General features: G+C 44.8%; 26 protein-coding genes. 18 read left to right on the top strand and 8 right to left on the bottom strand.

Going from position 1 to position 23,270, the window contains the following annotated elements:
* Positions 1 to 68 precede the first annotated feature (68 nt).
* A complete protein-coding gene (locus tag QT998_RS06730; protein ID WP_333114804.1) occupies positions 69 to 629 on the top strand; it encodes a Uma2 family endonuclease in 561 nt (186 codons plus the stop codon).
* A 121-nt stretch (positions 630 to 750) separates the two neighbouring features.
* Here QT998_RS06730 and QT998_RS06725 read toward each other — a convergent pair whose 3' ends face one another.
* From QT998_RS06725 to QT998_RS06715, 3 genes are all read right to left on the bottom strand, one after another.
* The gene (locus QT998_RS06725) at positions 751 to 960 is read right to left on the bottom strand and encodes a hypothetical protein (RefSeq protein WP_333088908.1); all 210 of its coding nucleotides are present in this window, start codon (positions 958 to 960) and stop codon (positions 751 to 753) included.
* Between the two features lie 8 nt (positions 961 to 968).
* Positions 969 to 2,264 (bottom strand): RNA-guided endonuclease InsQ/TnpB family protein, encoded by a 1,296-nt coding sequence (locus QT998_RS06720; protein WP_194066019.1) that lies wholly within the window; start codon positions 2,262 to 2,264, stop codon positions 969 to 971.
* 117 nt (positions 2,265 to 2,381) lie between these two features.
* Positions 2,382 to 2,717 carry a hypothetical protein gene (locus QT998_RS06715; RefSeq protein ID WP_333088910.1) on the bottom strand — a complete coding sequence of 112 codons (336 nt, stop codon included), beginning with the start codon at positions 2,715 to 2,717 and terminating at the stop codon, positions 2,382 to 2,384.
* Between the two features lie 191 nt (positions 2,718 to 2,908).
* Between QT998_RS06715 and QT998_RS06710 the strand changes: the two genes are divergently transcribed.
* From QT998_RS06710 to QT998_RS06700, 3 genes are all read left to right on the top strand, one after another.
* Positions 2,909 to 3,094, top strand: coding sequence for a ribbon-helix-helix domain-containing protein (locus tag QT998_RS06710; RefSeq protein WP_193975303.1), 186 nt, complete (start codon positions 2,909 to 2,911; stop codon positions 3,092 to 3,094).
* A 56-nt stretch (positions 3,095 to 3,150) separates the two neighbouring features.
* A complete protein-coding gene (locus tag QT998_RS06705; protein WP_194010384.1) occupies positions 3,151 to 3,336 on the top strand; it encodes a ribbon-helix-helix domain-containing protein in 186 nt (61 codons plus the stop codon).
* A 134-nt stretch (positions 3,337 to 3,470) separates the two neighbouring features.
* Entirely contained in the window at positions 3,471 to 3,869 is a 399-nt protein-coding gene (locus tag QT998_RS06700) for a helix-turn-helix domain-containing protein (protein WP_333114802.1), read from the top strand.
* 375 nt (positions 3,870 to 4,244) lie between these two features.
* Here the strand turns inward: QT998_RS06700 and QT998_RS06695 are convergent, their stop codons facing one another.
* Together QT998_RS06695 and QT998_RS06690 are read right to left on the bottom strand one after the other, a co-directional pair.
* Entirely contained in the window at positions 4,245 to 6,713 is a 2,469-nt protein-coding gene (locus tag QT998_RS06695) for an ATP-dependent Clp protease ATP-binding subunit (protein WP_333088912.1), read from the bottom strand.
* Between the two features lie 840 nt (positions 6,714 to 7,553).
* The gene (locus QT998_RS06690) at positions 7,554 to 8,120 is read right to left on the bottom strand and encodes a hypothetical protein (RefSeq protein WP_333088914.1); all 567 of its coding nucleotides are present in this window, start codon (positions 8,118 to 8,120) and stop codon (positions 7,554 to 7,556) included.
* A gap of 122 nt (positions 8,121 to 8,242) precedes the next feature.
* Here QT998_RS06690 and QT998_RS06685 point away from each other — a divergent pair, with 122 nt between their 5' ends.
* The 3 genes from QT998_RS06685 to QT998_RS06675 all read left to right on the top strand — a co-directional run bounded on the left by QT998_RS06685 (position 8,243) and on the right by QT998_RS06675 (position 11,264).
* Positions 8,243 to 9,256, top strand: a complete 1,014-nt coding sequence (locus tag QT998_RS06685; protein ID WP_333114800.1) for a hypothetical protein — start codon at positions 8,243 to 8,245, stop codon at positions 9,254 to 9,256.
* Between the two features lie 298 nt (positions 9,257 to 9,554).
* Positions 9,555 to 10,664, top strand: coding sequence for a glycosyl transferase (locus QT998_RS06680; protein WP_333114799.1), 1,110 nt, complete (start codon positions 9,555 to 9,557; stop codon positions 10,662 to 10,664).
* Between the two features lie 162 nt (positions 10,665 to 10,826).
* Positions 10,827 to 11,264, top strand: a complete 438-nt coding sequence (locus QT998_RS06675; RefSeq protein ID WP_194010390.1) for a secondary thiamine-phosphate synthase enzyme YjbQ — start codon at positions 10,827 to 10,829, stop codon at positions 11,262 to 11,264.
* On the opposite strand, the gene QT998_RS06670 is transcribed toward QT998_RS06675, so the two are convergent.
* Complete coding sequence (locus QT998_RS06670; RefSeq protein WP_333088918.1) at positions 11,230 to 11,745, bottom strand: heme-binding protein; 516 nt, start codon at positions 11,743 to 11,745, stop codon at positions 11,230 to 11,232. The two genes, QT998_RS06675 and QT998_RS06670, sit on opposite strands and share 35 nt — an antisense overlap.
* Before the next feature lie 460 nt (positions 11,746 to 12,205).
* Between QT998_RS06670 and QT998_RS06665 the strand changes: the two genes are divergently transcribed.
* On the top strand, positions 12,206 to 13,411 hold the full coding sequence (locus QT998_RS06665; RefSeq protein WP_333114797.1) for an EAL domain-containing response regulator: 1,206 nt from the start codon (positions 12,206 to 12,208) through the stop codon (positions 13,409 to 13,411).
* Positions 13,412 to 13,464: 53 nt separating this feature from the next.
* A complete protein-coding gene (locus QT998_RS06660) occupies positions 13,465 to 14,310 on the top strand; it encodes a prohibitin family protein (protein WP_333088921.1) in 846 nt (281 codons plus the stop codon).
* A gap of 119 nt (positions 14,311 to 14,429) precedes the next feature.
* Here QT998_RS06660 and QT998_RS06655 read toward each other — a convergent pair whose 3' ends face one another.
* Positions 14,430 to 15,362, bottom strand: a complete 933-nt coding sequence (locus QT998_RS06655; RefSeq protein ID WP_333088922.1) for a LysR family transcriptional regulator — start codon at positions 15,360 to 15,362, stop codon at positions 14,430 to 14,432.
* Between the two features lie 387 nt (positions 15,363 to 15,749).
* Between QT998_RS06655 and QT998_RS06650 the strand changes: the two genes are divergently transcribed.
* The 3 genes from QT998_RS06650 (at position 15,750) to QT998_RS06640 (ending at position 18,853) form a co-directional block, all read left to right on the top strand.
* Positions 15,750 to 17,252 (top strand): APC family permease, encoded by a 1,503-nt coding sequence (locus QT998_RS06650; protein ID WP_333114795.1) that lies wholly within the window; start codon positions 15,750 to 15,752, stop codon positions 17,250 to 17,252.
* Positions 17,253 to 17,465: 213 nt separating this feature from the next.
* The gene (locus QT998_RS06645) at positions 17,466 to 18,170 is read left to right on the top strand and encodes a cadmium resistance transporter (protein WP_333114793.1); all 705 of its coding nucleotides are present in this window, start codon (positions 17,466 to 17,468) and stop codon (positions 18,168 to 18,170) included.
* A gap of 20 nt (positions 18,171 to 18,190) precedes the next feature.
* On the top strand, positions 18,191 to 18,853 hold the full coding sequence (locus tag QT998_RS06640; protein WP_333114791.1) for a cadmium resistance transporter: 663 nt from the start codon (positions 18,191 to 18,193) through the stop codon (positions 18,851 to 18,853).
* A 200-nt stretch (positions 18,854 to 19,053) separates the two neighbouring features.
* Here the strand turns inward: QT998_RS06640 and QT998_RS06635 are convergent, their stop codons facing one another.
* Positions 19,054 to 19,281, bottom strand: a complete 228-nt coding sequence (locus tag QT998_RS06635) for a hypothetical protein (protein ID WP_333114789.1) — start codon at positions 19,279 to 19,281, stop codon at positions 19,054 to 19,056.
* Between the two features lie 114 nt (positions 19,282 to 19,395).
* On the opposite strand from QT998_RS06635, the gene QT998_RS06630 reads away from it, so the two are divergent.
* The 6 genes from QT998_RS06630 to QT998_RS06605 all read left to right on the top strand — a co-directional run bounded on the left by QT998_RS06630 (position 19,396) and on the right by QT998_RS06605 (position 23,131).
* Positions 19,396 to 20,061: a hypothetical protein gene (locus QT998_RS06630; RefSeq protein WP_333114787.1), complete on the top strand. Its 666-nt coding sequence runs from the start codon at positions 19,396 to 19,398 to the stop codon at positions 20,059 to 20,061.
* Between the two features lie 146 nt (positions 20,062 to 20,207).
* Positions 20,208 to 20,630: a YidH family protein gene (locus tag QT998_RS06625; RefSeq protein ID WP_333083967.1), complete on the top strand. Its 423-nt coding sequence runs from the start codon at positions 20,208 to 20,210 to the stop codon at positions 20,628 to 20,630.
* A 15-nt stretch (positions 20,631 to 20,645) separates the two neighbouring features.
* Entirely contained in the window at positions 20,646 to 21,092 is a 447-nt protein-coding gene (locus tag QT998_RS06620) for a YidH family protein (RefSeq protein WP_333114785.1), read from the top strand.
* Positions 21,093 to 21,111: 19 nt separating this feature from the next.
* Positions 21,112 to 21,348, top strand: a complete 237-nt coding sequence (locus QT998_RS06615) for a hypothetical protein (RefSeq protein ID WP_333114783.1) — start codon at positions 21,112 to 21,114, stop codon at positions 21,346 to 21,348.
* 172 nt (positions 21,349 to 21,520) lie between these two features.
* Complete coding sequence (locus tag QT998_RS06610; RefSeq protein ID WP_333088934.1) at positions 21,521 to 22,024, top strand: hypothetical protein; 504 nt, start codon at positions 21,521 to 21,523, stop codon at positions 22,022 to 22,024.
* 312 nt (positions 22,025 to 22,336) lie between these two features.
* Entirely contained in the window at positions 22,337 to 23,131 is a 795-nt protein-coding gene (locus QT998_RS06605; protein WP_333088935.1) for a sulfite exporter TauE/SafE family protein, read from the top strand.
* The last annotated feature ends 139 nt before the right edge of the window (positions 23,132 to 23,270 follow it).

Raw genomic sequence — 23,270 nt, 5'->3', positions numbered from 1 at the left:
TGAGATTGTGAAAGCAGCAAAGGCGATGCAACAGAAAAACGGCAACTAAAAGGAGCGCCAAATAAGTGATGACAACTCAGTTAATCAAGCGCCTGTTCACAGTAAAAGAATATCATCAGATGATTGAATCTGGCATCTTGACAAAAGATGATCGAGTTGAATTGATTCGAGGAGAAATTGTTCAAATGGCCGCCGTCGGTAGAAGGCACACATCCCATGTCAAGCGCCTGACAGAGTTATTCTATATCAGCTTATTATCAAGAGTAACCATTGGAGTTCAAGATCCGGTAGAATTGGACGATCGCTCGGAACCTGAACCGGATATTTCCTTACTGCGGCGGCGCGATGATTTTTATGAATTGGGACATCCTCAGTCGGAGGATATTTTACTAATTGTGGAAGTAGCGGATACAACCGCTGAAACTGACAGAAATATCAAAATTCCTCTTTATGCTGAAGCGGGTATTGCAGAAGTTTGGCTGGTAGATATTAACGAGCAATGTGTCGTAGTTTATCGCGAACCTTCTCAATCGGGATACCAAAATATTCAAAGATTCCAGCGGGGTCAGACTTTATTTATTCTAGCTTTTCCAGACATAGAAATTCCTGTGGATGCGGTGTTGGGATAAAAAGCTGGACTCATATCATTTTTTTTTCGCCGCGACTTGAGAGTCTAAATTAACAAGAATCAGCAAACAATTATAGGCAAAGGTGGGCAGAAACCCACCGTAAAGCAGAGCTATTAATTGTTTAATCTAACTCTGGATCGCCAGGTCGATCGAACACAATCTCAAAGATTCCCGATCGCACAAACTTGCACAAAGCCCTTAAATGGTCATCTGCATCTTGGCGATTGCAGAAACGCGCAACAGCGTGATTTCGAGCATCAGGCAAAACCCGCACAATCACCCAAGGTTTGGCATAATCCGGCTTTATTGACACTCCCCGGTCTAAAGACACGGGGATTCTTAAGGACAAACTTTGGGGGATGAATCCGCCCAAAGTTTAATTCTTAAAGGGTTAGTCAATAACCCACTACCCACTCGCTCAATTAATGAGTCTATGGCTACCTTTGATTTTCTGATGATGTTTGCTGCCCCATTAACATCTGCATTTAAGATTAGTCCCTGAGCAGAACGGTACAAACCTCGTTTAATTCGCTTACCCGAGGGCTGCCAATTGTCGGGTTTTTCACCGACTTTCACGGGCATTATGTCTCGGTCTAGGAAGCTAGATTTTGAAGTGTAAGATTCATCTTGTTCGACAAATTTCCACCCTTTTAAATCGCATTCTTGTTGCAACCTTTCTTTGACTTTGGCGGTCGGTATTTGGACAAAGTTTTGGTTGGTCACTCCGCCCATGTTTACTTCTTGTTTTTGTCCCTTATTCCAACCAAAAACTATGACATTAATTAGATTATCCTGGCAATAATCAACAATAATTCTCACTGCTTTATTAACAGCATCTCTCATTCTTCGGGCGCGAGTTTCGGATAATTGCTGTAATCGTTGTGATGAGAAACCTTGAGGTAGCTTATGTTTGGCGTGTTCTGATTGAACTTTTGCTTTCTGTTTGTTAAACCATTGGTTCCAAGATTTTAGTTTACGGCCATCAATAATAAAAGGCTGGCCATTACTAGAGACACAGGTCAGCCAGTTATTGATGCCATGATCGATTCCCAGGATGCCAGTCGCTTCTAAATCGCAACTAAGGGCTTGTTCGCCAAGAGATTCGTGGACGTACTCGACCCAGACTTGACCATTTCTAGGAATTAGTCTCAGCTCTTTAATGGTAGAGCTTTTAATACGTTCGGGTAAAGGAACCAAAAGTGCATCGGTGCCAAAATGCTCTTTACCTTTGTTTCCTAAAGGCAGTCTAATTTTATTCCCAACCACCTTTAAAGCTTGACCGGGGTAAGAAATTGGGTACATTCCTCCTTTGGTTCTATATTTTGGTAATCTCGGCTTTTGGCTGAGTTTTCCTTTATAAGCTAACTTGGACAATGCTCGGAAAGAGCTAAAAGATTCAGCTACAGATTTAAGAGATTGTTGCGCGACTTGTGAGTAGAGAAGCCCGTAATTTTCGTTATTTTTGGCAATTTTGTACAAGTCAGGATATTTAACCGTACTTTTGTCTTTAAAGAATCTTTGCCTACCTTCGTAAGTCCCAACATTAAACAGGTTATTTGACCATTTTAGTAGTTGCTCAACAATAGGCTTTTCAAATTCCGTTAAATGCCAAACATCTTTTTGCACTGCGTACATTTTGTTTCACCTCCATTGATTAATTTTACCATGTATCGCATTTGTCTGACTGGTATACTAAAGTCTATTCCTACCTTTCATCCCTGGACTAAAGTCACAGGGTTTTCAGGGGTTTATTTATAAATCAGGCGTTTTCGTGAGTTGCAGATTATCTTCTGGCTGTGCAGTTACTTGCCGATTTGGAGAATGTGCGGCAATTATCTGGGCACCTGCTTTTCGTAGAATGTCGAGGTAGCTGGCGATGAAACTACCCGTGAGGTTGGCCGCCAACTGTTCGATTAGATGGCTAGCTAAGCTTTTGACCTCTTTTTCCTGCAACAGCACCCGCTGCGCGTCGAAATCGGCGTCAGAGTAGCTGCGGATGCAGGATAGGAGTTGTGTGATGCCGAAGTCGTCTAAAGCTTGTTGGTAGCCGCGAGAAAATTCGCTTCCGTCGCTGGAAGGTTTTATCATGGTAATAGCTCTCTTTGATTTTTAGAGCCACAAGCCAGCGACGAACTTTCCTAGGGCGCGCGCTGGCTTTTGACTTTTCCGAGTATAGCGCAATATGCAGCATATTTACAGCATATATGTAGCAAAATCGACAAAACGCTGTAAATATATCACACTGACGATCGGCTTAGATAAGAAAAAATCAACCTCTGATGACGAAACGCCTATCAACCTCCATCGCAGATGGAATTTATGACCAACTTCAAGATTGGGCAAACGAGGAACGCCGTTCAATCAGCGGCTTAGCAGCATTCCTTTTGGAGAAAGCTGTGAGAGAGCACCAAGAAAAGATCCAAAAACAGCCGCCACCCTCTAATGAAAAGCAGGACTCACAATAAAGTTTGTGCGAAATCATTGGCGGGAAACTTGCAATTAGACAGAAATTCAATCTCTGATGACGAAACGCCGATCAAAATATTTAGCAGACGGAATTTACACTCGCCTTGAGGAATGGACTAAACAAGAAGGTCGATCGACTAGCAATTTGGCAGCATTCCTGTTAGAGAAAGCTCTTGTAGACCATGAGGAGAAACTGCTAAAACAGCAGTCTTTGTCTGATGAGAAGCAGGGGCAGCAGTAAAGTGGATGCTCCCATAGCCCGCAATCAACTGCGATCGGCTTAAACAAAACTAAATCTCCGATGACTAAACGTTTAACCACTTATTTAGCAGCAGGAATCTATGACATCTTTATACGACAAGGACAAATGGAAAAATGACCCTTACTTTCGATCGAGCTAATTATAGCAATTTGCTGGCAGAAGTCGCTCCACGGGCGATCGAAACCGAGCAAGAATACGATCGCCTCCTAGCAGTCGCAGAGGGGCTGACGTTCGCCAAAAACCGTACTCCCGAAGAAAAAGCTTTACACAAGTTATTGGTAACGCTCATTGAAGTTTACGAGGCTCAAAATTATCCGATCGACAAATCCGAACCTCACGAGATTTTGCAACACATCATGGAAGCCAGCGGCACCCGTCAAGCTGACTTAGTGGACATCATTGGATCGAGTGGCGTAGTTTCTGAGGTTGTTAATGGCAAGCGGGCAATTAGCAAAGCACAAGCTAAGGCACTCGGCGATTATTTTAAAGTGTCGCCTAGTTTGTTCATTTAATATGATGTAAATGCCAATTTTCAACACTCATACAGCAGTCTTCCGTAGGGTGTGTCGCTATCCACAATCTTTAATAAAGACGGCTAATTTAATAGCGACGCACCTGGTAGGTTCAATGAATCAAGAAGCCAGCCATTTTTTTTAGCAAGCTTTTTTATTGGCAATAAAATGTTGGATTTGTTTGTTGACATATTGACAAAAATAAGGTTCGTCGCTATCAGATTGTCGCTTTTTTTGAGGATTGTTGATGTATCCGCACCCTACAGTTACTGTTGCTGCATTCTTTTTTTTAACTGGTATTTTTTAATTAAAAACCCGGTTTCTCCAAGAAACCGGGTTTTTAATCAAACGTTATTTATCCGCGTGTCATCGCACTTAATGGCTTAAAGCAAATTCCGGCAATCTCGGTTCAGATTCGCCACTCGGCAATACCTTCACCTGACCGTTTTCATCCACATCTACGATCGCACTTTGGCCTTCTTTCAGTTTCCCAGACAGCATTTCCTCAGCCAGTACATCTTCCAACAACCGCATGATTGCGCGCCGCAAAGGTCGAGCACCGTAGCTGGGATTGTAGCCTTCTTTAACTAACAGTTCCTTGAACGCTTCTGTCACCGACAAAGTGATACCCTGTTCCGTTAAGCGACTGAAAATTTCCTGCAACAAGATGTCAGCAATCTGCTTGATTTCTTCCTTATTCAACTGCCGGAAGACAATAATTTCATCCAGACGGTTGATAAATTCAGGACGGAAAAACTGTTTCAGTTCTTCGTTTACCAAACTCCGCACGCGGTTGTATTGAGAGTCTGCTGCGCTTTCAGTAAACTCGAAACCGAGGCCGCCGCCGCCTTTTTCAATCACCCTCGAACCGATGTTTGATGTCATCACCAGCAGCGTATTCTTAAAGTCTACTGTCCGACCTTTCGCATCGGTCAAGCGGCCGTCTTCCAAGATTTGGAGCATCATGTTGAAGACATCCGGGTGAGCTTTTTCGATTTCGTCGAATAAGATGACCGTGTAAGGACGGCGACGGACTGCTTCTGTTAGTTGACCGCCTTCATCGTAGCCGACGTAACCCGGAGGCGAACCGATGAGTTTGGAGACGGTGTGGCGTTCCATGAATTCGGACATATCTAACCGAATCATCGCTTCTTCGGAACCGAAGAAATAGGAAGCCAAGGCTTTTGTCAGTTCCGTTTTGCCGACGCCTGTTGGGCCGGAAAAGATGAAGCTGGCGATCGGGCGGTTGGGATTTTTCAAGCCGACCCGCGCGCGGCGGATGGCGCGAGAAACTGCGCTGACAGCTTCTTCTTGACCGATTAAGCGCTGGTGCAATGTGTCTTCCATGTGCAGCAGCAATTCCGATTCCGATTCTGTCAGCTTGCTAACTGGTACTCCCGTCCAATTTGCCACGATGTGGGCGATGTCTTCTTCAGTGACGATGGGAGAGATTCTGATCTGGCTTTTGTTGATCGTAGCTTCAGCGATTTCGGCTTCGATTTCTAATTCGCGATCGCGCAATTTGCCAGCTTTATCGAAGTCTTGTTCGCGCACGGCAGCATCTTTTTCTTTGCTAACAGCCGGAAGTTGTTTTTTGAGTTCTTTAACTTCGGGCGGGGTTTGCGAGTTCAAGACGTGGACGCGGGAACCTGCTTCGTCTATTAAGTCGATCGCCTTGTCTGGCAAAAATCGATCGTTAATATACCTGTCTGACAGTGTAGCCGCTGCTTCTAAGGCTGCATCGGAGATTGTCAGTCTGTGGTGCTGTTCGTAGGCCGATCGCAAACCGTACAATATTTCTATTGTTTCAGCCACGCTTGGTTCGCCGATTTTAATCGGTTGGAAGCGGCGTTCTAGGGCTGCGTCGCGCTCGATATGCTTGCGGTATTCATCCAAGGTTGTCGCGCCCACACACTGCAATTCGCCTCGCGCCAGGGCTGGTTTGAGCATATTGGAAGCGTCCATGCTACCTTGAATCGCGCCTGCACCAACTAAGGTATGAATTTCATCAATTACCAGAATGATATTGCCTGCTGCGCGAATTTCGGCCATGATTTTCGTCAGCCGTTCTTCAAATTCGCCTCGGAATTTTGTCCCAGCAATCAGCGAACCCATATCGAGGCTGATTACTTGTTTGTCTTCTAAAATTTCCGGGACGTTTCTGTTGACAATGCGCTGGGCGAGGCCTTCGGCGAGGGCTGTTTTGCCTACTCCCGGTTCGCCTACGAGCACTGGATTGTTTTTCGTGCGGCGGCCCAACACTTGGATCACGCGCTCGATTTCATTTTCGCGGCCCACCACGGGATCGAGTTTGCCGCTGGCTGCTAGCTTGGTTAAGTTTGTGCCGAATTCTTCTAAAGTCGGGATTTTGCGATCGCCGCTATCCCCCCGGCCTCCAGATACCGCCGCGACTTCTCCCACTGCACGAATTACCTGCGTGCGAACTCTCTGGCGATCGATTCCCAGGTTTTGCAGCACCTTCGCCGCCACCCCTTCATCGTCTTGGATCAGCCCCAGCAGGATGTGCTCTGTGCCGATGTAATTGTGTCCTAACTGTCGCGCTTCGTTCAGCGCCGTCTCAAAAATGCGCTTGACGCGGGGGGTAAACGGAATTTCCGGCGGGAGGAACCCGGAACCTCTACCGATGATATTTTCAATTTCATTGCGCGCCTCTTTCAAGTTGAGGCCCATATCCAGTAATACTTTTGCAGCGATGCCAGTGCCTTCGCCGACGAGTCCTAAGAGAATTTGCTCGGTGCCTACAAAATTGTGGCCGAGGCGCCGCGCTTCCTCTTGGGCTAGCATGATTGCTTTAATGGCTTGTTCTGTAAAGCGTTCAAACATATTTTTTCTATCCTACTGTCTTGGCGAGGGTTGTATCGCTGCTGGTGAGGAGCGATTTGGAACACTACACAAATTATATATGTAAATTTTTGTGTATTTCCTTTTATTCAATGTATCGCTACTAAGAGGAGGCGGACAGTGGGGAGAGCCGAATAGTTGGGGTGTGTTTGCCGTCTGGTTCTGCGATCGAACTGTGCCAAGGCAAATTAATCTTATCAATCACCATATCACTCATCTCCTAATCTACTGTGTTGCCGTTCCCCTGTCAAGCATTCTCTTAAAGCGAGCTATCGACAATGTTGCTTCGGGCGATCTGAGAATGCTTTTGTTTCAAATTACGTATTTTTAGCAAAAGTATTGCACCCCAAAGCAATTTTATTTTAACAGTTTGACTTGCCCGCTGGCGGTCAACAACCATTTTTTTCAACTAAAATCCTTCGTTGCAGCCTGTAGATTTGGTGAAAAGCCCGGTTTCTTTGGGCTTAGTGCGTGCAGGAATCAACAGGTTAAGGGGCTTATGGGCGATCGCCATTTTCAGAAGGCAGGAGGCTTTTATGAACTCACCCTTAAAAGAGGGAGATTGAAACAAGGACATTGTACACCTCGCTGCCAGCATTCTCAGTATAATTATTTATTTTACTGAGCTTTAAACTCACAACTAAAGTTTTAATTAATATTTTTCACCTCCTGCCTTCTGCCTCCTGCTCTCTGCCTTTCTTGTAAAATTAGCTGCATTTTGAAATTGCCATTAATCGCCTAGTTGCAAAATCTGCGATCGAAACTTACAACCGTGAAACTTTCTTGTAATTTTTGCCTTTAACCAATGATAATTTCCCCATTTTAAAGCCATTGTGGAAGCAACTGTTTAATAACTTTTACAAACCCGATCGCAATTTGAATCAGCGGCCAACCCGCAAAACCGATTAACACCGCCCAGCGAGTTTTAATATCCAAACCTTGGCGAACCGCCACAATTACAGATAGCAAGCTCCACACAGCTAATATCCGCTCTATCCCTTCTCCCAGCAAGGGAATTAACGTTAAAAAATTTAGCACTTGCGGGGCGTAAGCAAATCCGATCGGAACCAACAACTCCCCATAACTTACATGACCGGGTTTCAGCCACTGCCCGATTTTAAAGATAGTGAAAGTCCAAAAATAATAACCCCCCACCAGTGCCAAAGCATCTATCCAAAGTGCTAACAATAACACGGATAGCTCAGTTCGATTGATTAACAAAATGACGGCACTGCCAAAAACGCGGGACACCGCTGCTAAAATTACAATCGTTAAAGCTATCCGCTTCGTTCTGGCAGTGTAGGGAGTTTTTTCGTAAAAGTTGCTGTTCAAAGAAAGTGCGTTCCAAAGCGTTCTTCGCAAACCTGCAATTGAATCTTCTCCCCTCACCTTTAACTCCTGCTCCTCAAGATAGTTGACAACTAGGACAAAATAAGCTCTAATACAGCAAAATCACCAAAATATTTCTACATAATTAGGTAATTAACAGGCATTCTACCAGATTTTCTTAAATGCTAAGATTGATTTTGCAGATATTTGCGTGGCTGCGCGGAGGAAGTTTAAATTTGTTGCTCATCGCAGCTCTAATCCTGCTAGTTTGGGGCATTCTTTCGCCAGTGGGAACTGTTATATGGTGGCTGGGTCAAAGTGCCGAAACTTTGGGTTTCAAGAAAAATTCGCCGGAGATATTGCCCCCGAACGACAGCAGCCCGGAAGCGCGCAAGTCTTCACCGAGCAATTGTTATATCATCTTTTTACCGGGAGTTGGCGATTTTTCGGGGGACGAACTAACACCGGGAGAAGCATTTTTTCTCAAACATTTAGTTGAAAGTCACCCGCAGTGCGTAGCCGTGGGGGATATTTTTCCTTATTCAGCTTCTAACAAAAGTTTAGGCGGACAGCGCTGGCTAGCTCCTTTTTGGCGGTTTGCAGCACAGGCAAAAAGTGGGCCGATTGGGGCGGATATATTCATCAAAATTCGCAATCTTTGGAGGTTTGCAATTTCTCTTGATTATCGCTACGGTTTTGCATACAATCAGGGAATTGCTCATGCAATTATCGAGCGAATGAATGCTAAATCTCCGATTTCAGCTAATCCTCAAAAACCTTTGCAAGTTATTTTAATTGGCACTAGCGGCGGCGCACAAGTTGCTTTGGGTGCTACTCCCTATCTTAAAGAATGGCTGAAAGCAGAAGTTACTGTTATTTCAGTTGGGGGCGTGTTTTCGGGAGAAAATGGTTTTGCAGAAGCCGATCGCGTTTTCCATTTACGCGGCACTCGCGATTCAATTGAGGATATTGGCGGCATAGTTTTTCCGACTCGCTGGTACTGGTTCGCGACTTCCCCGTTCAATCAAGCTCGTTTACAAGGACGCTACGCAGAAGCTGTCAGCGGCCCTCAAAAGCACGACGGCGATGAGGGATATTTTGGGGAAGATCGGGCAAGTAATGGTGAAAAGTATGTAGATATTACGCTGGATAAGATTAATCAATTGCCTGTTTGGTCTGATGGCGCGTCCGATTGATAAGTTTTTACATATTCGGTGCCTATACAACTATCGGACATCATATCAATCAGTAACATCAGCTACTTAGTCTTTAAATTGGATCTAAAGAAATAATAAAATTCTCTTGGGTTCTTGCTCCGCAGCACCGCCCGGAATATACAATTTAAATGCAGAATAGCTTAGTCATTAGTAATTAACTGTATCATTGTTCGTTGTGCGTCGCTTGAAGCTTAGCCTTGTTGCCTTCGAGTCTCTACCGCAGTTCCCAACGCGCGATGCCCATTCCCTATTCCCTATTCCCTATTCCCTATTATCAATGTCTCGACCAACATTATATATTGCCATCACCAATCACGGATTTGGTCACGCTGTCCGAGTTTCCTCGGTAGCTGCAAAAATTCAAGAATTAAATCCAGATATTTTACTAATTATCACCACAACCGCACCTCGGTGGCTACTAGAATGTTACATTACTGGCGACTTTATCCTCCGTCCCCGCGCTTTTGATGTGGGAGTTGTGCAAGCTGATAGTTTGCATATGGACAAAGAGGCGACGCTGGAAAAGTTGCGGGAAATTCGGAAAAACCAAAATTCTATAATTGCGGGCGAAGTTAATTTTATCAAGCAAAATCGGGTGGGTTTGGTGTTGGCAGATATTCCTCCTTTGGCTGCGCGAATGGCAGCATCTGCTGGGGTTCCTTGCTGGATGATGAGCAATTTTGGCTGGGATTTTATCTATCGAGATTGGGGCGGGGAGTTTGTAGAAATGGCAGATTGGATTGGTGAATGTTTCGGAAAGTGCGATCGGCTTTTTCGCCTGCCTTTGCACGAACCGATGCCAGCTTTCCCAAATATTCAAGATGTCGGCTTGACGGGCGGCAATCCTCGCTACAGTAACGATGAAATTCGGGAAGTATTCGGCATTAAATCACCGCTGGAAAAAACTGTATTGCTGACTTTCGGCGGCTTGGGTTTAGAAGCAATTCCTTATCAAAATTTACAGCTATTTAGCGATTGGCAATTTATTACTTTTGATGCAATCGCTCCCGATTTGCCGAATTTGATTAAAGTCAAAAATCAAGAATTTGCACAATCTTTCCCGATTTTACCGCGTCCGGTGGATCTGATGCCTGTCTGCGGGCGCTTGGTTTCTAAACCGGGATACAGCACTTTTTCGGAAGCTTTGCGCTTGGAAATACCTGTTGTTTCTATTATGAGAGAAGGTTTTGCGGAAGCTCAGGTGTTGTTGGAGTGGCTGAAAAATTATGCGGAACATCAAGTGGTGACGGCGGCGGAGTTTTTTGAGGGGGATTGGGAGTTTTTGCGACAGCCACTGCATCCGCCGCGTTTGTCCGATAAGTTGGATAAAAATGGTACTGAGGCGATCGCCCAAGCTGTTGTAGACTATTTTAAAGATCGGGATTAGGATGATGCTGATTTACGATCTCAAATCCCAATGGATAAATCTTTGATTGATTCCACCGCAGATTAACGCAGATTAACGCAGATATTTTCCTGAGCGGAAAGCGATTGAATGCAATGCAAGTCTAATTTGGTCTAAAATCTAAAATCTAAAATCTAAAATCGAATGCTTCATCACCAACAAATACTCAGAATTCAAACTACAGGGAAGTCTCTGTGCAACATCACTCCTAAGATAGAAGATGCGGTGGCGAATTCGGGTATTGAAACAGGACTTTGTAGCTTGTTTTTGCGCCATACTTCTGCTAGCTTGGTGATTCAAGAAAATGCTGACCCGGATGTACTTAAGGATTTGGCTAACTTTTTGGCTAAACTGGTACCGGAGGGCGCGAGTTACATTCACGATGCGGAAGGCCCAGACGATATGCCGGCGCACATTCGCACTGCGCTGACTCATACTTCCGAACAAATCCCGATCGCGCGCGGTAGATTATTGTTAGGAACTTGGCAGGGAATTTATCTCTGGGAACACCGCCAGCGCGGCCACTTTCGCGAATTAGTCGTTCACGTCAGCGGCGTTGGATCGGAATTTGCACCTCGCTGATTTTAGTGGCTTCTGGTGTCATCGGCGAGTTGTAAAAAAAGCGGCGCGGCGGCCCGACTATTTCGTATTCGGGATGTTCTTGAAGCCAATCTTTGAGTTTCTGGAGGTTATTTTCGTAACTTTCCCAAGTGTAGGCCCCGCGCGCGCCGATGCTGACAACTGTCATCGGTGAAGTATCCGTGACTTCCACAGCAGAGTTAACGCTGCTGGGGGCGATATTTGATGCCGGGTAGAGGAAGGAAACTTCTGCAACCGGAACTTTATCGATTTGCTCGGAAGTTTCCGTGTAGCGCGCTTCTACTGGCGTTGTCATCGCAATTTGATTGTTGCTGATGTGTTCAAATAAGGGATTGAATGCGATTCCTGTAGCTTGTCGCAAATCGCCTGCGTGGGTGTAGGTGACAGCGCGGTACTGAGGATATTGCTTAACTTCTATGACGCCAATCTGTGCCGGCTCAGGGAATCCACTAGGTAATGTCATTTTAGATTTGAGATTTTAGATACTTCGGCTTTGCGATCGTACAAGTTTGAGATTCTAGATTTTACACTAAATAATGAGGCAATACTTACTCTGCAAGGGTTTTCTAGTTGCTTGCAGTTGCGTTTGTTTGGGCCACTGCTATAAATAGGCTGAGATTGTTTGCAGCCGATCGCTCCTGCAGCACAACCAGTTTAGCAGTTATTTAGAGCGATGCTAACTGTCGATCGCCTAGAATTAGTTGAGATATTTCTTGCTTAACCTCGTAATAATACGGACGGCGCTAAGTAAGCAGAGAAACATCAATCTAGTTGTCCTTAAAAAATTAGCGTTTTTCAGGGGTGTCTGCTATTTATGTCGGAAAAGATTCGGCTGTGCCGATCGAGCTGTGCATTTTCAGTTATTGCCACGGTTATCGCGCTCAGCAACGCCGTTCAATTATATCGCTTTCAGGGAATGACATATGAAAAAGATTCTAGTGATTGAGGACGATCGAGTAATTCGAGAGAATATTCTCAAACTCCTCAAAGCCGAAGGTTTCGACGTGACGGGTGCAGAAAATGGAGCGCTGGGTTTAAATGCGGCGGTGTCAAGTCTTCCCGACGTGATTCTTTGCGATGTGATGATGCCGGAACTAGACGGGTACGGGGTGCTGATGGCCTTGCGATCGCACCCTGTTACTGCTACAGTACCTTTTGTTTTCCTCACAGGTAAAGCCGAGCGCTCTGAAATGCGGCAAGGTATGGAATTGGGAGCAGATGATTACCTCACAAAACCTTTTACTAAAGCTGAGCTTGTGGGTGCGATATCCAGCCGCTTGAAAAAACAAGCAGCTTTTGCCGAACAGCAGCATAATTTGCGATCGCCAAGCAGCACATTACTCCCAGATGCCGCCGACAAATTAGAGGAGATAGAAACAAGTTTGCGTGCAGCCTTGGAACGAGAAGAATTCCAAGTTTACTATCAGCCGCAGGTCAATGTTCAGACTGGAAAAATCGTGAGCGCTGAAGCTTTAGTGCGCTGGCTGCATCCCGAAAAAGGGCTGATTTCGCCCGCTGAATTTATTCCTGATGCCGAAGCAACTGGCTTCATCGTACAGTTGGGCGAGTGGGTTTTGCAGACAGCTTGCAGACAAATACAGGTTTGGCAAAATGCTGGTTTTTCCTTGCAGCAGGTAGCGGTGAATCTGTCGCCCGCCCAATTTCACCAACCAGAACTCAGCAGCAGAGTTGCCGAAATTTTAGCAGAAATTGGTTTAGCACCGAGCAGTTTGGAATTAGAGCTGACCGAAAGTTTGATGGTGGAGGATGCCGAAAGTGCGATCGCGACTTTGCAACAATTGAAAGATTTGGGAGTTTCTATCTCTATTGACGATTTCGGCACAGGCTATTCTTCTTTAAGCTATCTGACACAATACCCCTTTGATGTTTTAAAGATCGATCGCTGTTTTATCAGCAATATAACCGACGGTTGCACAAATGCAGCGATTGTCAAAGCTATTATTGAAATGGCGCACAGTCTCTGTCTTGAGGTAATTGCCGAAGGAGTTGAAACTGAAGCCGAAAAAGATTTTCTGTGGCGCTACGAGTGCGATGCCATGCAAGGATATTTATTCAGTCCTCCTGTGCCGGCAGCGGATTTTGAACAGTTGCTGGCGGAAGGCAAATAGAATATAGCTGAAGTCAATATTTGTCCTATAATCAAGTGCGATCGGGGTGAAATATGGTTTTAGAATCTACCAGTAACGTTGACTTACTCAAATCAAGCACTAAAAAAAATAAGGATGTTTACCTAGCTGTTAAGCTAGCTCTATTGATAGTATTTTTATCTATTTTGTCCAAATTCTTTGTCATTGTCAACGCCGGAGAACGGGGCGTGCTGATGCAGTTTGGTAAAGTGCAAGAACAGGTACTCGGAGAAGGAATTCACGTAATAGTACCCACAGTTTATACTGTAAAAAAGTTGAGCGTTAGGGTGCAAAAACAGGAAAGTTCCGCTGAAGCTTCCTCAAAAGATTTGCAAGATGTTTTCACGGATGTAGCGCTCAACTGGCATATTCTCCCAGAAGAAGCAAATGCTATTTTTCAACAAATAGGTGACGAGAAAGAAGTCGTAGCTCGCATTATAGAGCCTGCTGTTGAAGAAGTATTAAAAGCAGTTATGGCAAAATATACGGCTGAAGAAATAATTACTAAACGGGGAGAAGTTAAAGCCACAGTTGATGATTCTTTGACCTTGAGGCTGGTTACGTATCACATTGCCGTTGACGATATTTCTTTAGTACACGTTCACTTTTCTGAGCGGTTTAGCGAGGCAGTGGAGGCGAAACAAATTGCCGAACAGGAGGCAAAAAAAGGGGAGTTTTTAGCGCTGAAGGCAGCAAAACAGGCGGACGCTAAGGTGAATTTAGCCAAGGGAGAAGCCGAAGTGCAAAGGTTGCTGCGGGACAATTTGACTCCGGAACTTTTGGAAAGGCAGGCTATAGAAAAATGGGATGGGAAATTGCCGCTGATTGTTGGTGATGGGGGTAAAAATTTATTGGACTTGAGGAAGTTGGTTGAGAGATAATTATAATCGTGGACGCAGGGGTAGCCAAAAACCGGGTTTCTTTACGAAAATACAGGGAGTTTAGCTTTTGATGTCGGTTAAAAAATAGGTTTCTTGAGTATTCGTGCCTAAGTCCTGAATTAGCAATTACCAGCACCTTGACTTAATATCTCTTCAAAAGCTTTAGTAATTCTAGTTTGAAAACGCTGTCGGTGCTTCAGTTTTAAAACAGGTTTAATTATTTCCAAAGATACATTAGAACTTGGTTTGCTATCTATAATTTTAATCGATCGCAGTGTAGATAGCTGCAATTCTTTTTTTACCATCAATTCAGGAATAGCCGCTGCACCTGTGCCACTTTCCACCACAGCTTTTACCATTTCACTACTGTTCAAAACTAAAGTTACATTCAATTCATGGGGATTAATTTCCCAACTTTGCAAAGCTTGTTCCAACATTTGCTGAACTCCCGAACCAGATTCTCGCATCACCCAATCCGTTTTCGCAATTTCCGCTAAACTCACATCTGTTTGTTCAAACCAAGGGTGAGATTTGCCAACTACAATCAGCAAGCGTTCGCTGCCTACAACTTCTTCCTCCAGAGTGTTCTTAAGCGAAGCTTTGATGTCTCCCGTCACTAAACCCAAATCAAATGTTCCCGTCGCCGTACCCGCACAAATTTCTTCGGCATTTGCCAGAGTACAATTCACGCAAATACCAGGATGTTTTTGTTTGAACTTGCTAAGTTTATCAGGCAACCAATAATTGCCAATGGTCAGACTGCAACCCAAGTTTAAATCGCCTCGCTGCAAGTCGTTCAACTCCCGCAAACCTCTCTCAGTCAAAGCAACTTGGTCGAGAATTTTCTGAGTTTCAACTTGCAGCAACTTCCCAGCATCTGTGATTTCGATGCGGCGGCCGATGCGGTGAAATAGTTTTACTCCGTATTGCGCCTCTAAGCTTTGGATGGTCGCGCTGACAGCGGGTTGGGTAATGTAAAGTTCCTCCGCTGCGCGGCTGAAGTGCAGGTGTTCCGCGACAGCTAGAAAAACTCGCAGTTGGTCAAGTGTCATTCCGGCCATGCTGAGTACCCTTTTACTAAATACAGTTATTTTTTGAGATTAAAATCTCTTGCGGCTAAGCTTTGACCTGAAGTTTTCGACTCTATTGTACAGGTTGGAATTACCAAAAAAGCACGGTTGCCAGCCGTTATTTAAAGTTTCCTTTTAACGTCAAGGGTTTGAGATTTTGGCGACAGATACATCTGCTATTCCAACAGTTCTTTTGTGGCGGCACTGCATCACTTGTATTTATTAATTCGATAAAAAACAACATTTGATTCTACCCCAGAAGGGGATTACAGTTATGTTCAAGCTTCTAACGCAGGGCCAAATGCTGAAGCAGCACCGACAATTTTAAGCCGATCGCCAAAAGTCGATCGACAAAAATAGAGAAGATAAATGACCAAGAAAACGCAAAAAAATCACAGTCCCCACGGCTTAAAGCCGGACTGCCTCTCCTTCGGGGAGGTTTTAGCTCAATCCTTTGCCGTCATTGCACCTACAACGATACCAGCATCTAATATAGGTTTAATTGTCGCTCTTTCGGGTAACGGGGCTTGGCTGAGCTTTCTCATCGGCTTGATGGGCCTAGTATTTGTCAGCATCAATATCAACCAATTTGCGAGTCGATCGGCTTCTGCCGGTTCTCTTTATTCTTATATTGTTAAAGGACTTGGCCCGACTGCCGGCGTAATTTGCGGCTGGAGTTTGGTACTGGCTTATCTATTTACTGCGATGTCCGTTTTGTGTGGTTTTGCCAACTTTACGGGTACTTTCATCGGTCATTTAGGCATCCATCCCTCACCGATTACGCTGTTAGCGATCGGGGCTGGCGTTGCTTGGTATGCAGGTTACAAAGATATCCAGCTTTCAGCTATGGCGATGCTGTGGCTAGAGGGGGCATCAGTGGCGGCGATTTTTATCTTAGGAATTATCATCTGGGCGCACAAAGGTTTTGCCTTAGATATGTCCCAATTAACTTTGGAAGGCGTAACTCCCGGCAACATAGCGACGGGGCTTGTCTTAGTAATGTTTGGTTTCTCTGGTTTTGAAAGTGCTACATCTCTGGGCGACGAAGCGAAAAAACCCTTAAAAAATATCCCCAGGGCTGTGATGGGCAGTGCTGTCATGGCAGGCTTATTCTTCGTTCTGATGACTTATATTGAGGTTTTGGGTTTTAGCGGTACTGGAGTTTCTATTACTAATAGTGAAGAACCTCTGACTTTTCTAGCGCAACAAGTCGGGATGGGTTGGCTGGGAGAGTTAGTTGCTTTCGGCGCTTTATTTAGCTTTTTTGCTTGCGTGCTCGGCAGCATCAATCCAGCGGCGAGAGTGTTTTTTATGATGGCGCGCCACGGTTTGTTTCACTCTTCATTAGGTGTAGCGCATTCATCTAATAGAACTCCCCACGTTGCAGTAACGATGTGTACATTTCTGACATTTTTGGTACCTGCTGTGATGTCTATGTTTAACATCAAACTGTTCGATTGTATGGGTTACTTGGGGGCAATTTGCAGCTACGGATTTTTAACCGTGTACGTCTTAATTTCGATCGCGGCTCCGGTTTACCTGCACAAAATTGGTAAATTGCGCCTGCGGGATGTAGCGTTCTCGGCTGTGGCGATCGCATTTATGATGATTCCGATTGCGGGCAGCGTGGGCATTCCCGGCAGCACTATGTTCCCACCTCCCGAAGCTCCTTACGATGCGTTTCCTTACTTGTTCTTGATGTACTTGGTGGTTACTTGCGGATGGTTTTTCTGGCAGCGGCTGCGTTCCCCTGAACTGACGGGATCGATGCAGCAGGGTATTGACGCAATTCACGCCAAATTCGAGGAAGAAAATCCAATTTACGGCGGTGTTCGATTGAAAGCCGTTCCCTTTGACAGCGATCGTTTTTGATTAACAGTTACCAGTTCGCTGTTCGGAGAAAGAGTTTTTAAGCAACGGGGCTTTTACTGAGATATTGCAGCATTGTCAATAAGCATTTCAAAGGCGTTGCTCCGATCAACAGCCCACAATAAAATTTAATTTTTGTGCAACGGGCATCTTGCCCGTTCCGAAGATACGAGCCCAGCAAGTACAACGAAATAAAAAATCTGAGGAGACACAGAAATGAATGAATTACTAACAGCAATTTCTACAGGGATGACAGCTTTTACGGCTACCAACCTTGACGATATTCTGATTCTGCTGCTGTTTTTCTCGCAGGTGAATGCAGTATTTCGGCGCAGGCATATCGTCTTCGGTCAGTTTCTGGGCTTTAGTGCACTTGTTTTGGCTAGCCTTCCCGGCTTTTTTGGCCGCTTAATCTTTCCGCCAGATTGGATCGGAATGCTGGGTTTGCTGCCAATTGCGATCGGGCTTAGCCGCTTGCTGAATCCAGAAACTGACGATTCGGAAGTTGAGGCAGAATTAGAGCAATCTGAGAAATCTTTTTTTAGCAGTTTCCTGTCTCCTCAAACTTACAGCGTAGCAGCGGTGACGGTGGCCAATGGGGGCGACAATATCGGGATATATGTGCCACTTTTTGCTAGCAATACTTTAGAAAGTTTGGCGGTGGTTCTAACTGTATTCTTCGGGATGGTAGGCGTTTGGTGCTACGCTGCTTATCGGTTAATTCAAATGCGGGCTATCGCGGATACTTTGACTCGCTACGGCAATCAATTAGTACCTTTTGTTTTGATCGGATTGGGAATGGCGATTCTGGTTAAAAGCGGCACTCTGGCAAGCCCAACTTTAAGTATAATATCTTTAGTTGGTTGCGCTTTCTGTTTGATAACTATCAGCAGAGGTAACGCCAGGGAAACTGAAGTTTAGAAAAATTGCAGGGACAGCACATGAATTGGATTGCAGCAGCGATTATTGCCGGGATTACATCTTTTGCCGCAACCAATATCGACGACATGGTGATTTCGATGCTGTTCTTCGCCCAGGTAAATGATACTTTCCGCCCCCGGCATATCTTTGTGGGTAAGTACCTCGGATTTGCAGCACTAATAACTGCTAGTTTGCCCGGTTTTTTTGGCGGTTTAATTGTGCCGAAAGCTTGGATTGGCTTGCTGGGTTTGGTTCCGATCGCGATCGGCATCAGTCACTTAGTCAAGAGAGAAAATGAGGAAAATGACGTACAAGCCGTATCGGGCGAATTTAACCGTCAATCTAACTCATCTGTTCTGTCAAAACTCGCCAATCTTTTCAATCCCCAAACTTTGAATGTGGCTGCGGTAACAGTGGCCAACGGGGGAGACAACATCGGTATTTATTTGCCGCTGTTTGCTAGCAGCGATTTGCCGAGCTTGGTGGTGATTTTGGCGGTTTTCTCGGTGATGGTAGGTGTTTGGTCTTATGCCGCTTACCGGTTAACTCGCCAAAGGGCGATCGCCCGTATTTTGACTCGGTATAGCCAGGCTGTTGTCCCTTTTGTATTAATTGGCTTGGGAATATTTATTCTGATTGAAAGCGGTACGTATCGCCTGCTCCCGGCATTTCAATCTAACTAAGTATTCGCCAATTTTCTGCTACTTTCCTCCCTCTATAGATAGATAATTTGCCATAAATCATAAGTCCTAACTCATCACTTTTTCCTTAACAATTGTTTGCTTAAAGTTTGCGCTATATCGCTTGAATTTTATCAACAAATATGCTAAGTTAATAATGAAGTGAGTGACCAAGCTAAAAGCAGCTTCAAACTAATTTAGCCTCAAGTATTCACGAAAGCTGAAACCATCTTTTGAGCTAGCCAATTGCCCGACTTAGGCAACAATATACCTTTTGTCTCAATAAATTCTGTAGTAGTGGTGAATCCAACCAAGCTAAAAACTTGAGGATTAATCCATAAAATATCGCCCGAACACTTCGCCCCTACTCTACGCAGAGCGACTCTGACAATAGGTAGAATGCTGAAAAAACCGATTTTTCGCTTCTGCACAATTTGGTTTTTCCGACAAACCAGTTAAAGAGATATCGTTTTGGCCTAAGTCCTAAGATAGCAAGCAAACAGAAAGTTGGAAAAAACCTGACAATCTAGAAAAGGACAAAAATTGTGAAAATCTTCAAATTTGTTTTAGTGCTGTTGGTAATGGCCGCCAATTTAGTATTTGTTCTCCCCTCCTGGGCCGACGCTCCAAAAACGCCGAAATATGCGAGCAATCCCGATTACATAGAGGTGACTCAAGCTCTAAACACTCTCAGGACAGCGAAAGATGCGCCCAATCTCGCCCAGACTTATACCCCTGAGCAACTTCAGCAAAAAATCTCTCAATTGGAGTTTCAAAAATACACTTTAGAAACGGGAAAAGCTTGGGGTCAGTGCCGCAACAAGACAGGAAAAACCCTGGCTGTCTACGGCCCGAAAGGCAAAAAAGCCGCTTCTTCTACTTACGAGAATGCCCTTTATTTTCTAGCTGACGGCCAAACAACTGAACATAAATGGGATTGCGATGGAATTTATCTGCCCAGCGATCTCAAAGCAACCGATTTAAGGTCTGTCGATAAACCTTCAGAAGAATTGACTGGCGGTCTAGCTGTTAAGATAGTTGACGGAACTCAAGTTGTAGCGATAGCTAATCCCGATACGGGCGCTGTAGAATTCAACGTTCCTACTGCTAAAGTTTTCCAGCCTGGGGATGCGAATTGGTTTGTTCCTGATGTGACTCAGGCTTACATAGATGCACAAGTTCCCAACGCACCAACTGAGGAAAATGATTAGTTTTGGTGAACTTGTAATGCGATCGGCTGTGTAAAGTTTGTTCCAACGCAACAACCCGCCGGGGAGCTATCCCCGGCGGATAATCGTCCCAGCAGAAATCTATCAATTTACCTTGATATTTGGAGTTAATATTAAAAGGCTAATCTATGCTATTAAATTGGAAATCCACGAAAGTAAATACAGAAAAGATTAGGCGACCAAATCCGTCGCGGGTGCGGGATCACTTGGCAAACGAGCGCACTTATTTAGCATGGATGCGGACAGCAATATCGCTGATGGGTTTTGGCGTTGTTATCGTCCGCCTTCGCACCTTCCATGCCCCTCTGCTGCCAACTCCCGGCAATGGTTGGAAGTTGGGTTTGCTTTTTTCAGCAGTGGGTTTGCTGACGGTGTTATTCTCAACTAAGCACTACTTCGGCGTCCGCCACGATATCGATTACGATACTTATGAACCTACGGATCGCTGGGTAATTCTTTTCAGTCTGGCGATCGCCATTTTAGGCGCTGGGGTAATTTATTATATGTTCACCGTTCCTTCTAGCTTAGAAGGTTTGATGGCACCTGAATAATGGTGACCGTTTAAGATGAATATTAAAGAGTTCGATCGCGTGCAATTATCGTTCCAACCGATGCAAGTAGATGATGAGAAACCAAAGCAGCCCAATCTGTCGCGGGCGATCGATCGATCGGCAAATGAGCGCACCTTCTTAGCATGGATGCGGGCCGCGATCGCCCTCATGGGTTTTGGCGTCGTCATCATCCGACTTCGCGTCGTGCAAATGCCCGCACATTACCGCCAAGCGATGGGGTGGAAATTGGGTTTAATCTTCTCTCTAATAGGTTGGGCGACAGTCTTAATCTCAACTAAGCACTACTTCACCGTTCGCCACCAAATTGACCACGATACCTACAATCCCCCAGACGCCATGGTTTTATTTTTCAGTTTTGCTGTGGGCTTATTGGGAATTGGAGTAATTTATTCAATTTTGGCAACTGCCCTGAGCCCAAGTAGTTTTGTAATACCCGATTGATTGTCAACAGGAGTTAATCATGAATAGCGATATAGTTGCCACGAGTGCTTCCATTCTCATCTTAGGTGCTGCTATCTGGGCCGCATTCGTAGTGCTGGAGACTGTCGCGAAAATAGTCCCTAAATTGCTAGGCGTGACAGTTGCGATCGGGCTTTTGCTCGTTTACCTGCAATTTTACTGGGGTATCGATATTGCATATCTTTGGCAAACTGTCAAGCATTTGCCTGAAGCTTTCAATTTCTCGATCGCAGCCTAAACCGACACCAGGCAGCATTCTCAACAACCTCTCCCGGATAGATATTTTTCTACCGGAAACAAAGTATCTTCAGCCGATCACCAAAAAAATACGGTAACTCGATTGACTTACTAGACATAGCTCTGTTGAGATGCTAAACTACGGTAAGTCGATAGAGTTATGAGTTATTAACGTGGAAAACGCTAAAAAAGTCAGCAAAGAGTACCAGCTTGCAGAACAACTCACCCAACAGTTGCCACAAGCTAAAAGCTTTAAGGAAGTCTGGTTTAAAAAAATCCGAGGCGGGTTGCTTCTGGCAATTGGATATTTGCTATCACCGCTATGTTGGTGGAACGACATATTTTTCAATCTGCCAATTGCCTACGCCTTTGGGTATATCTTTAGTTGGCTTTCCCCAGATTTACTGTTTCCTTGCACAATTATCGGCTACTGGCTTTCTAATATTGCGGGAATTCTGTTGATGCAGCTAGGAACTTTAGATATTGTTACAGACAAACCCAAGGAAAAAAACCTCAAAAAAGAGTTATTGACGGGTTTAATATCATCAACTGCCTTCACAGTTGTCATTGTGGCATTGATTCATTTTAATGTTCTCGATACTCCCGATTTCTTTTCCAGCCAACAGTCGGTTAACCTCAGCTCTGCTTTACCTGTGACGCTCGTCACTTCCAGGTAGAAAGTCGAATATAAACCCCATAAATAAATCGAGGGTTTTTAATCAGTTACACAGGTAGATATCAGAAAATTAGGGAGCTTTTACACTACAAGTTATGTAGTTTTGTTTATTGGCATTTACTTACTTTTACCAAAAGTTTTGTAGCTGAACGCGCGGTAAGTCTCAAGCGTTGAATAGCAAAATTCCTGGTTAGAAAGATTGGGATGCGAGTAAGATTTTGCCTGTGTAGCTGTGTTGCCGGAGCCGCGCCAGTTATCTATTTGTTGGTTGGTTGGTTGGCAGCGCTTAAATACACAGTTTTTGGGCATAACAGTGAACTACTTATTACTATCCTTTCTCAGCTTTTTTGTGGGCATTCTGGTTGGTTTGACCGGAGTCGGCGGAGCCTCGCTCATCACCCCAATGTTAATTTTCGTCTTCCAGGTTCCGGCATCAATTGCTATTAGTTCGGATGTCGTAGCTGCTACACTGATGAAAATTGTTGGTGGCTTCAAACACTGGCAGCAAAAAACCCTCGACTTGCAAATAGTGAAGTGGCTGGCTTTGGGCAGCGTGCCCGGTTCGCTGACTGGCGTGTGGATTTTACACTGCATCAAATCCAGCGGCAGTCAGAACTTAGACAGCATATTGCTGCGCTGTCTTGGAGTAGGGCTCGCCCTCATTGTCGCTTTATCGCTGACCCAATTAGTGGTCAAAACATTTTTCCCTAATTTTAAATTGCCTTCGCCCCGTGAATGGGACTTAAATACTAATTATGGCCGTATTTGTACTGTGAGTGCTGCAGCAATTTTAGGCTGCATAGTGGGAATCACTAGCGTGTCTTCCGGTGCTATGTTTGCACTGTTGCTGATTGCTTTTTTCCGCCTGGATACTTCTAAATTGGTGGGTACAGATATTTCCCAGGCGGCAATTTTGTTGATGTTTACATCTGTGGGACACCTCAGCCTCGGAACGGTAGACTGGAGTTTAGTTTTGCCGATTTGGTTGGGTTCGGTGCCGGGAGTTTTGGTAGGTGCTAAATTCTGCCAAATTATGCCTCAACGCCCACTAAAGTTTGTAATTTACGGAATGTTGGCGATGGCTAGTTGGAAATTGTATCAAGTCTGAAAAGTAGGGTAATGCCAGGAGTATTGCTGTCAAAAATCCCCTAAAAACCTTTGTATATTTTGTTTATAGCCGAGTCGAGATCCCCCTAAATCCCCCTTAAGAAGGGGAGTAGGGGTTGACTTTGAGAAGAATCTTGTCC

The sequence above is a fragment of the Microcoleus sp. S1D4 genome (genome assembly GCF_036700765.1).
GTDB lineage: Bacteria > Cyanobacteriota > Cyanobacteriia > Cyanobacteriales > Microcoleaceae > Microcoleus.
The sequence above is the reverse complement of the archived record's forward strand: the minus strand, read 5'-3'. Positions and strand labels throughout refer to the sequence as shown.

What these genes read in the sequence shown, in the direction of transcription:
- QT998_RS06720 (WP_194066019.1), bottom strand. Translation starts at nt 2,264, where the DNA reads ATGTACGCAGTGCAAAAAGATGTTTGGCATTTAACGGAATTTGAAAAG.
- QT998_RS06675 (WP_194010390.1), top strand. Translation starts at nt 10,827, where the DNA reads ATGCTTCATCACCAACAAATACTCAGAATTCAAACTACAGGGAAGTCT.
- QT998_RS06615 (WP_333114783.1), top strand. Translation starts at nt 21,112, where the DNA reads ATGAATAGCGATATAGTTGCCACGAGTGCTTCCATTCTCATCTTAGGT.
- QT998_RS06655 (WP_333088922.1), bottom strand. Translation starts at nt 15,362, where the DNA reads ATGACACTTGACCAACTGCGAGTTTTTCTAGCTGTCGCGGAACACCTG.
- QT998_RS06660 (WP_333088921.1), top strand. Translation starts at nt 13,465, where the DNA reads ATGGTTTTAGAATCTACCAGTAACGTTGACTTACTCAAATCAAGCACT.
- QT998_RS06650 (WP_333114795.1), top strand. Translation starts at nt 15,750, where the DNA reads ATGACCAAGAAAACGCAAAAAAATCACAGTCCCCACGGCTTAAAGCCG.
- QT998_RS06640 (WP_333114791.1), top strand. Translation starts at nt 18,191, where the DNA reads ATGAATTGGATTGCAGCAGCGATTATTGCCGGGATTACATCTTTTGCC.
- QT998_RS06645 (WP_333114793.1), top strand. Translation starts at nt 17,466, where the DNA reads ATGAATGAATTACTAACAGCAATTTCTACAGGGATGACAGCTTTTACG.
- QT998_RS06620 (WP_333114785.1), top strand. Translation starts at nt 20,646, where the DNA reads ATGAATATTAAAGAGTTCGATCGCGTGCAATTATCGTTCCAACCGATG.
- QT998_RS06665 (WP_333114797.1), top strand. Translation starts at nt 12,206, where the DNA reads ATGAAAAAGATTCTAGTGATTGAGGACGATCGAGTAATTCGAGAGAAT.
- QT998_RS06670 (WP_333088918.1), bottom strand. Translation starts at nt 11,745, where the DNA reads ATGACATTACCTAGTGGATTCCCTGAGCCGGCACAGATTGGCGTCATA.
- QT998_RS06730 (WP_333114804.1), top strand. Translation starts at nt 69, where the DNA reads ATGACAACTCAGTTAATCAAGCGCCTGTTCACAGTAAAAGAATATCAT.
- QT998_RS06710 (WP_193975303.1), top strand. Translation starts at nt 2,909, where the DNA reads ATGACGAAACGCCTATCAACCTCCATCGCAGATGGAATTTATGACCAA.
- QT998_RS06700 (WP_333114802.1), top strand. Translation starts at nt 3,471, where the DNA reads ATGACCCTTACTTTCGATCGAGCTAATTATAGCAATTTGCTGGCAGAA.
- QT998_RS06680 (WP_333114799.1), top strand. Translation starts at nt 9,555, where the DNA reads ATGTCTCGACCAACATTATATATTGCCATCACCAATCACGGATTTGGT.
- QT998_RS06705 (WP_194010384.1), top strand. Translation starts at nt 3,151, where the DNA reads ATGACGAAACGCCGATCAAAATATTTAGCAGACGGAATTTACACTCGC.
- QT998_RS06625 (WP_333083967.1), top strand. Translation starts at nt 20,208, where the DNA reads ATGCTATTAAATTGGAAATCCACGAAAGTAAATACAGAAAAGATTAGG.
- QT998_RS06685 (WP_333114800.1), top strand. Translation starts at nt 8,243, where the DNA reads ATGCTAAGATTGATTTTGCAGATATTTGCGTGGCTGCGCGGAGGAAGT.
- QT998_RS06715 (WP_333088910.1), bottom strand. Translation starts at nt 2,717, where the DNA reads ATGATAAAACCTTCCAGCGACGGAAGCGAATTTTCTCGCGGCTACCAA.
- QT998_RS06695 (WP_333088912.1), bottom strand. Translation starts at nt 6,713, where the DNA reads ATGTTTGAACGCTTTACAGAACAAGCCATTAAAGCAATCATGCTAGCC.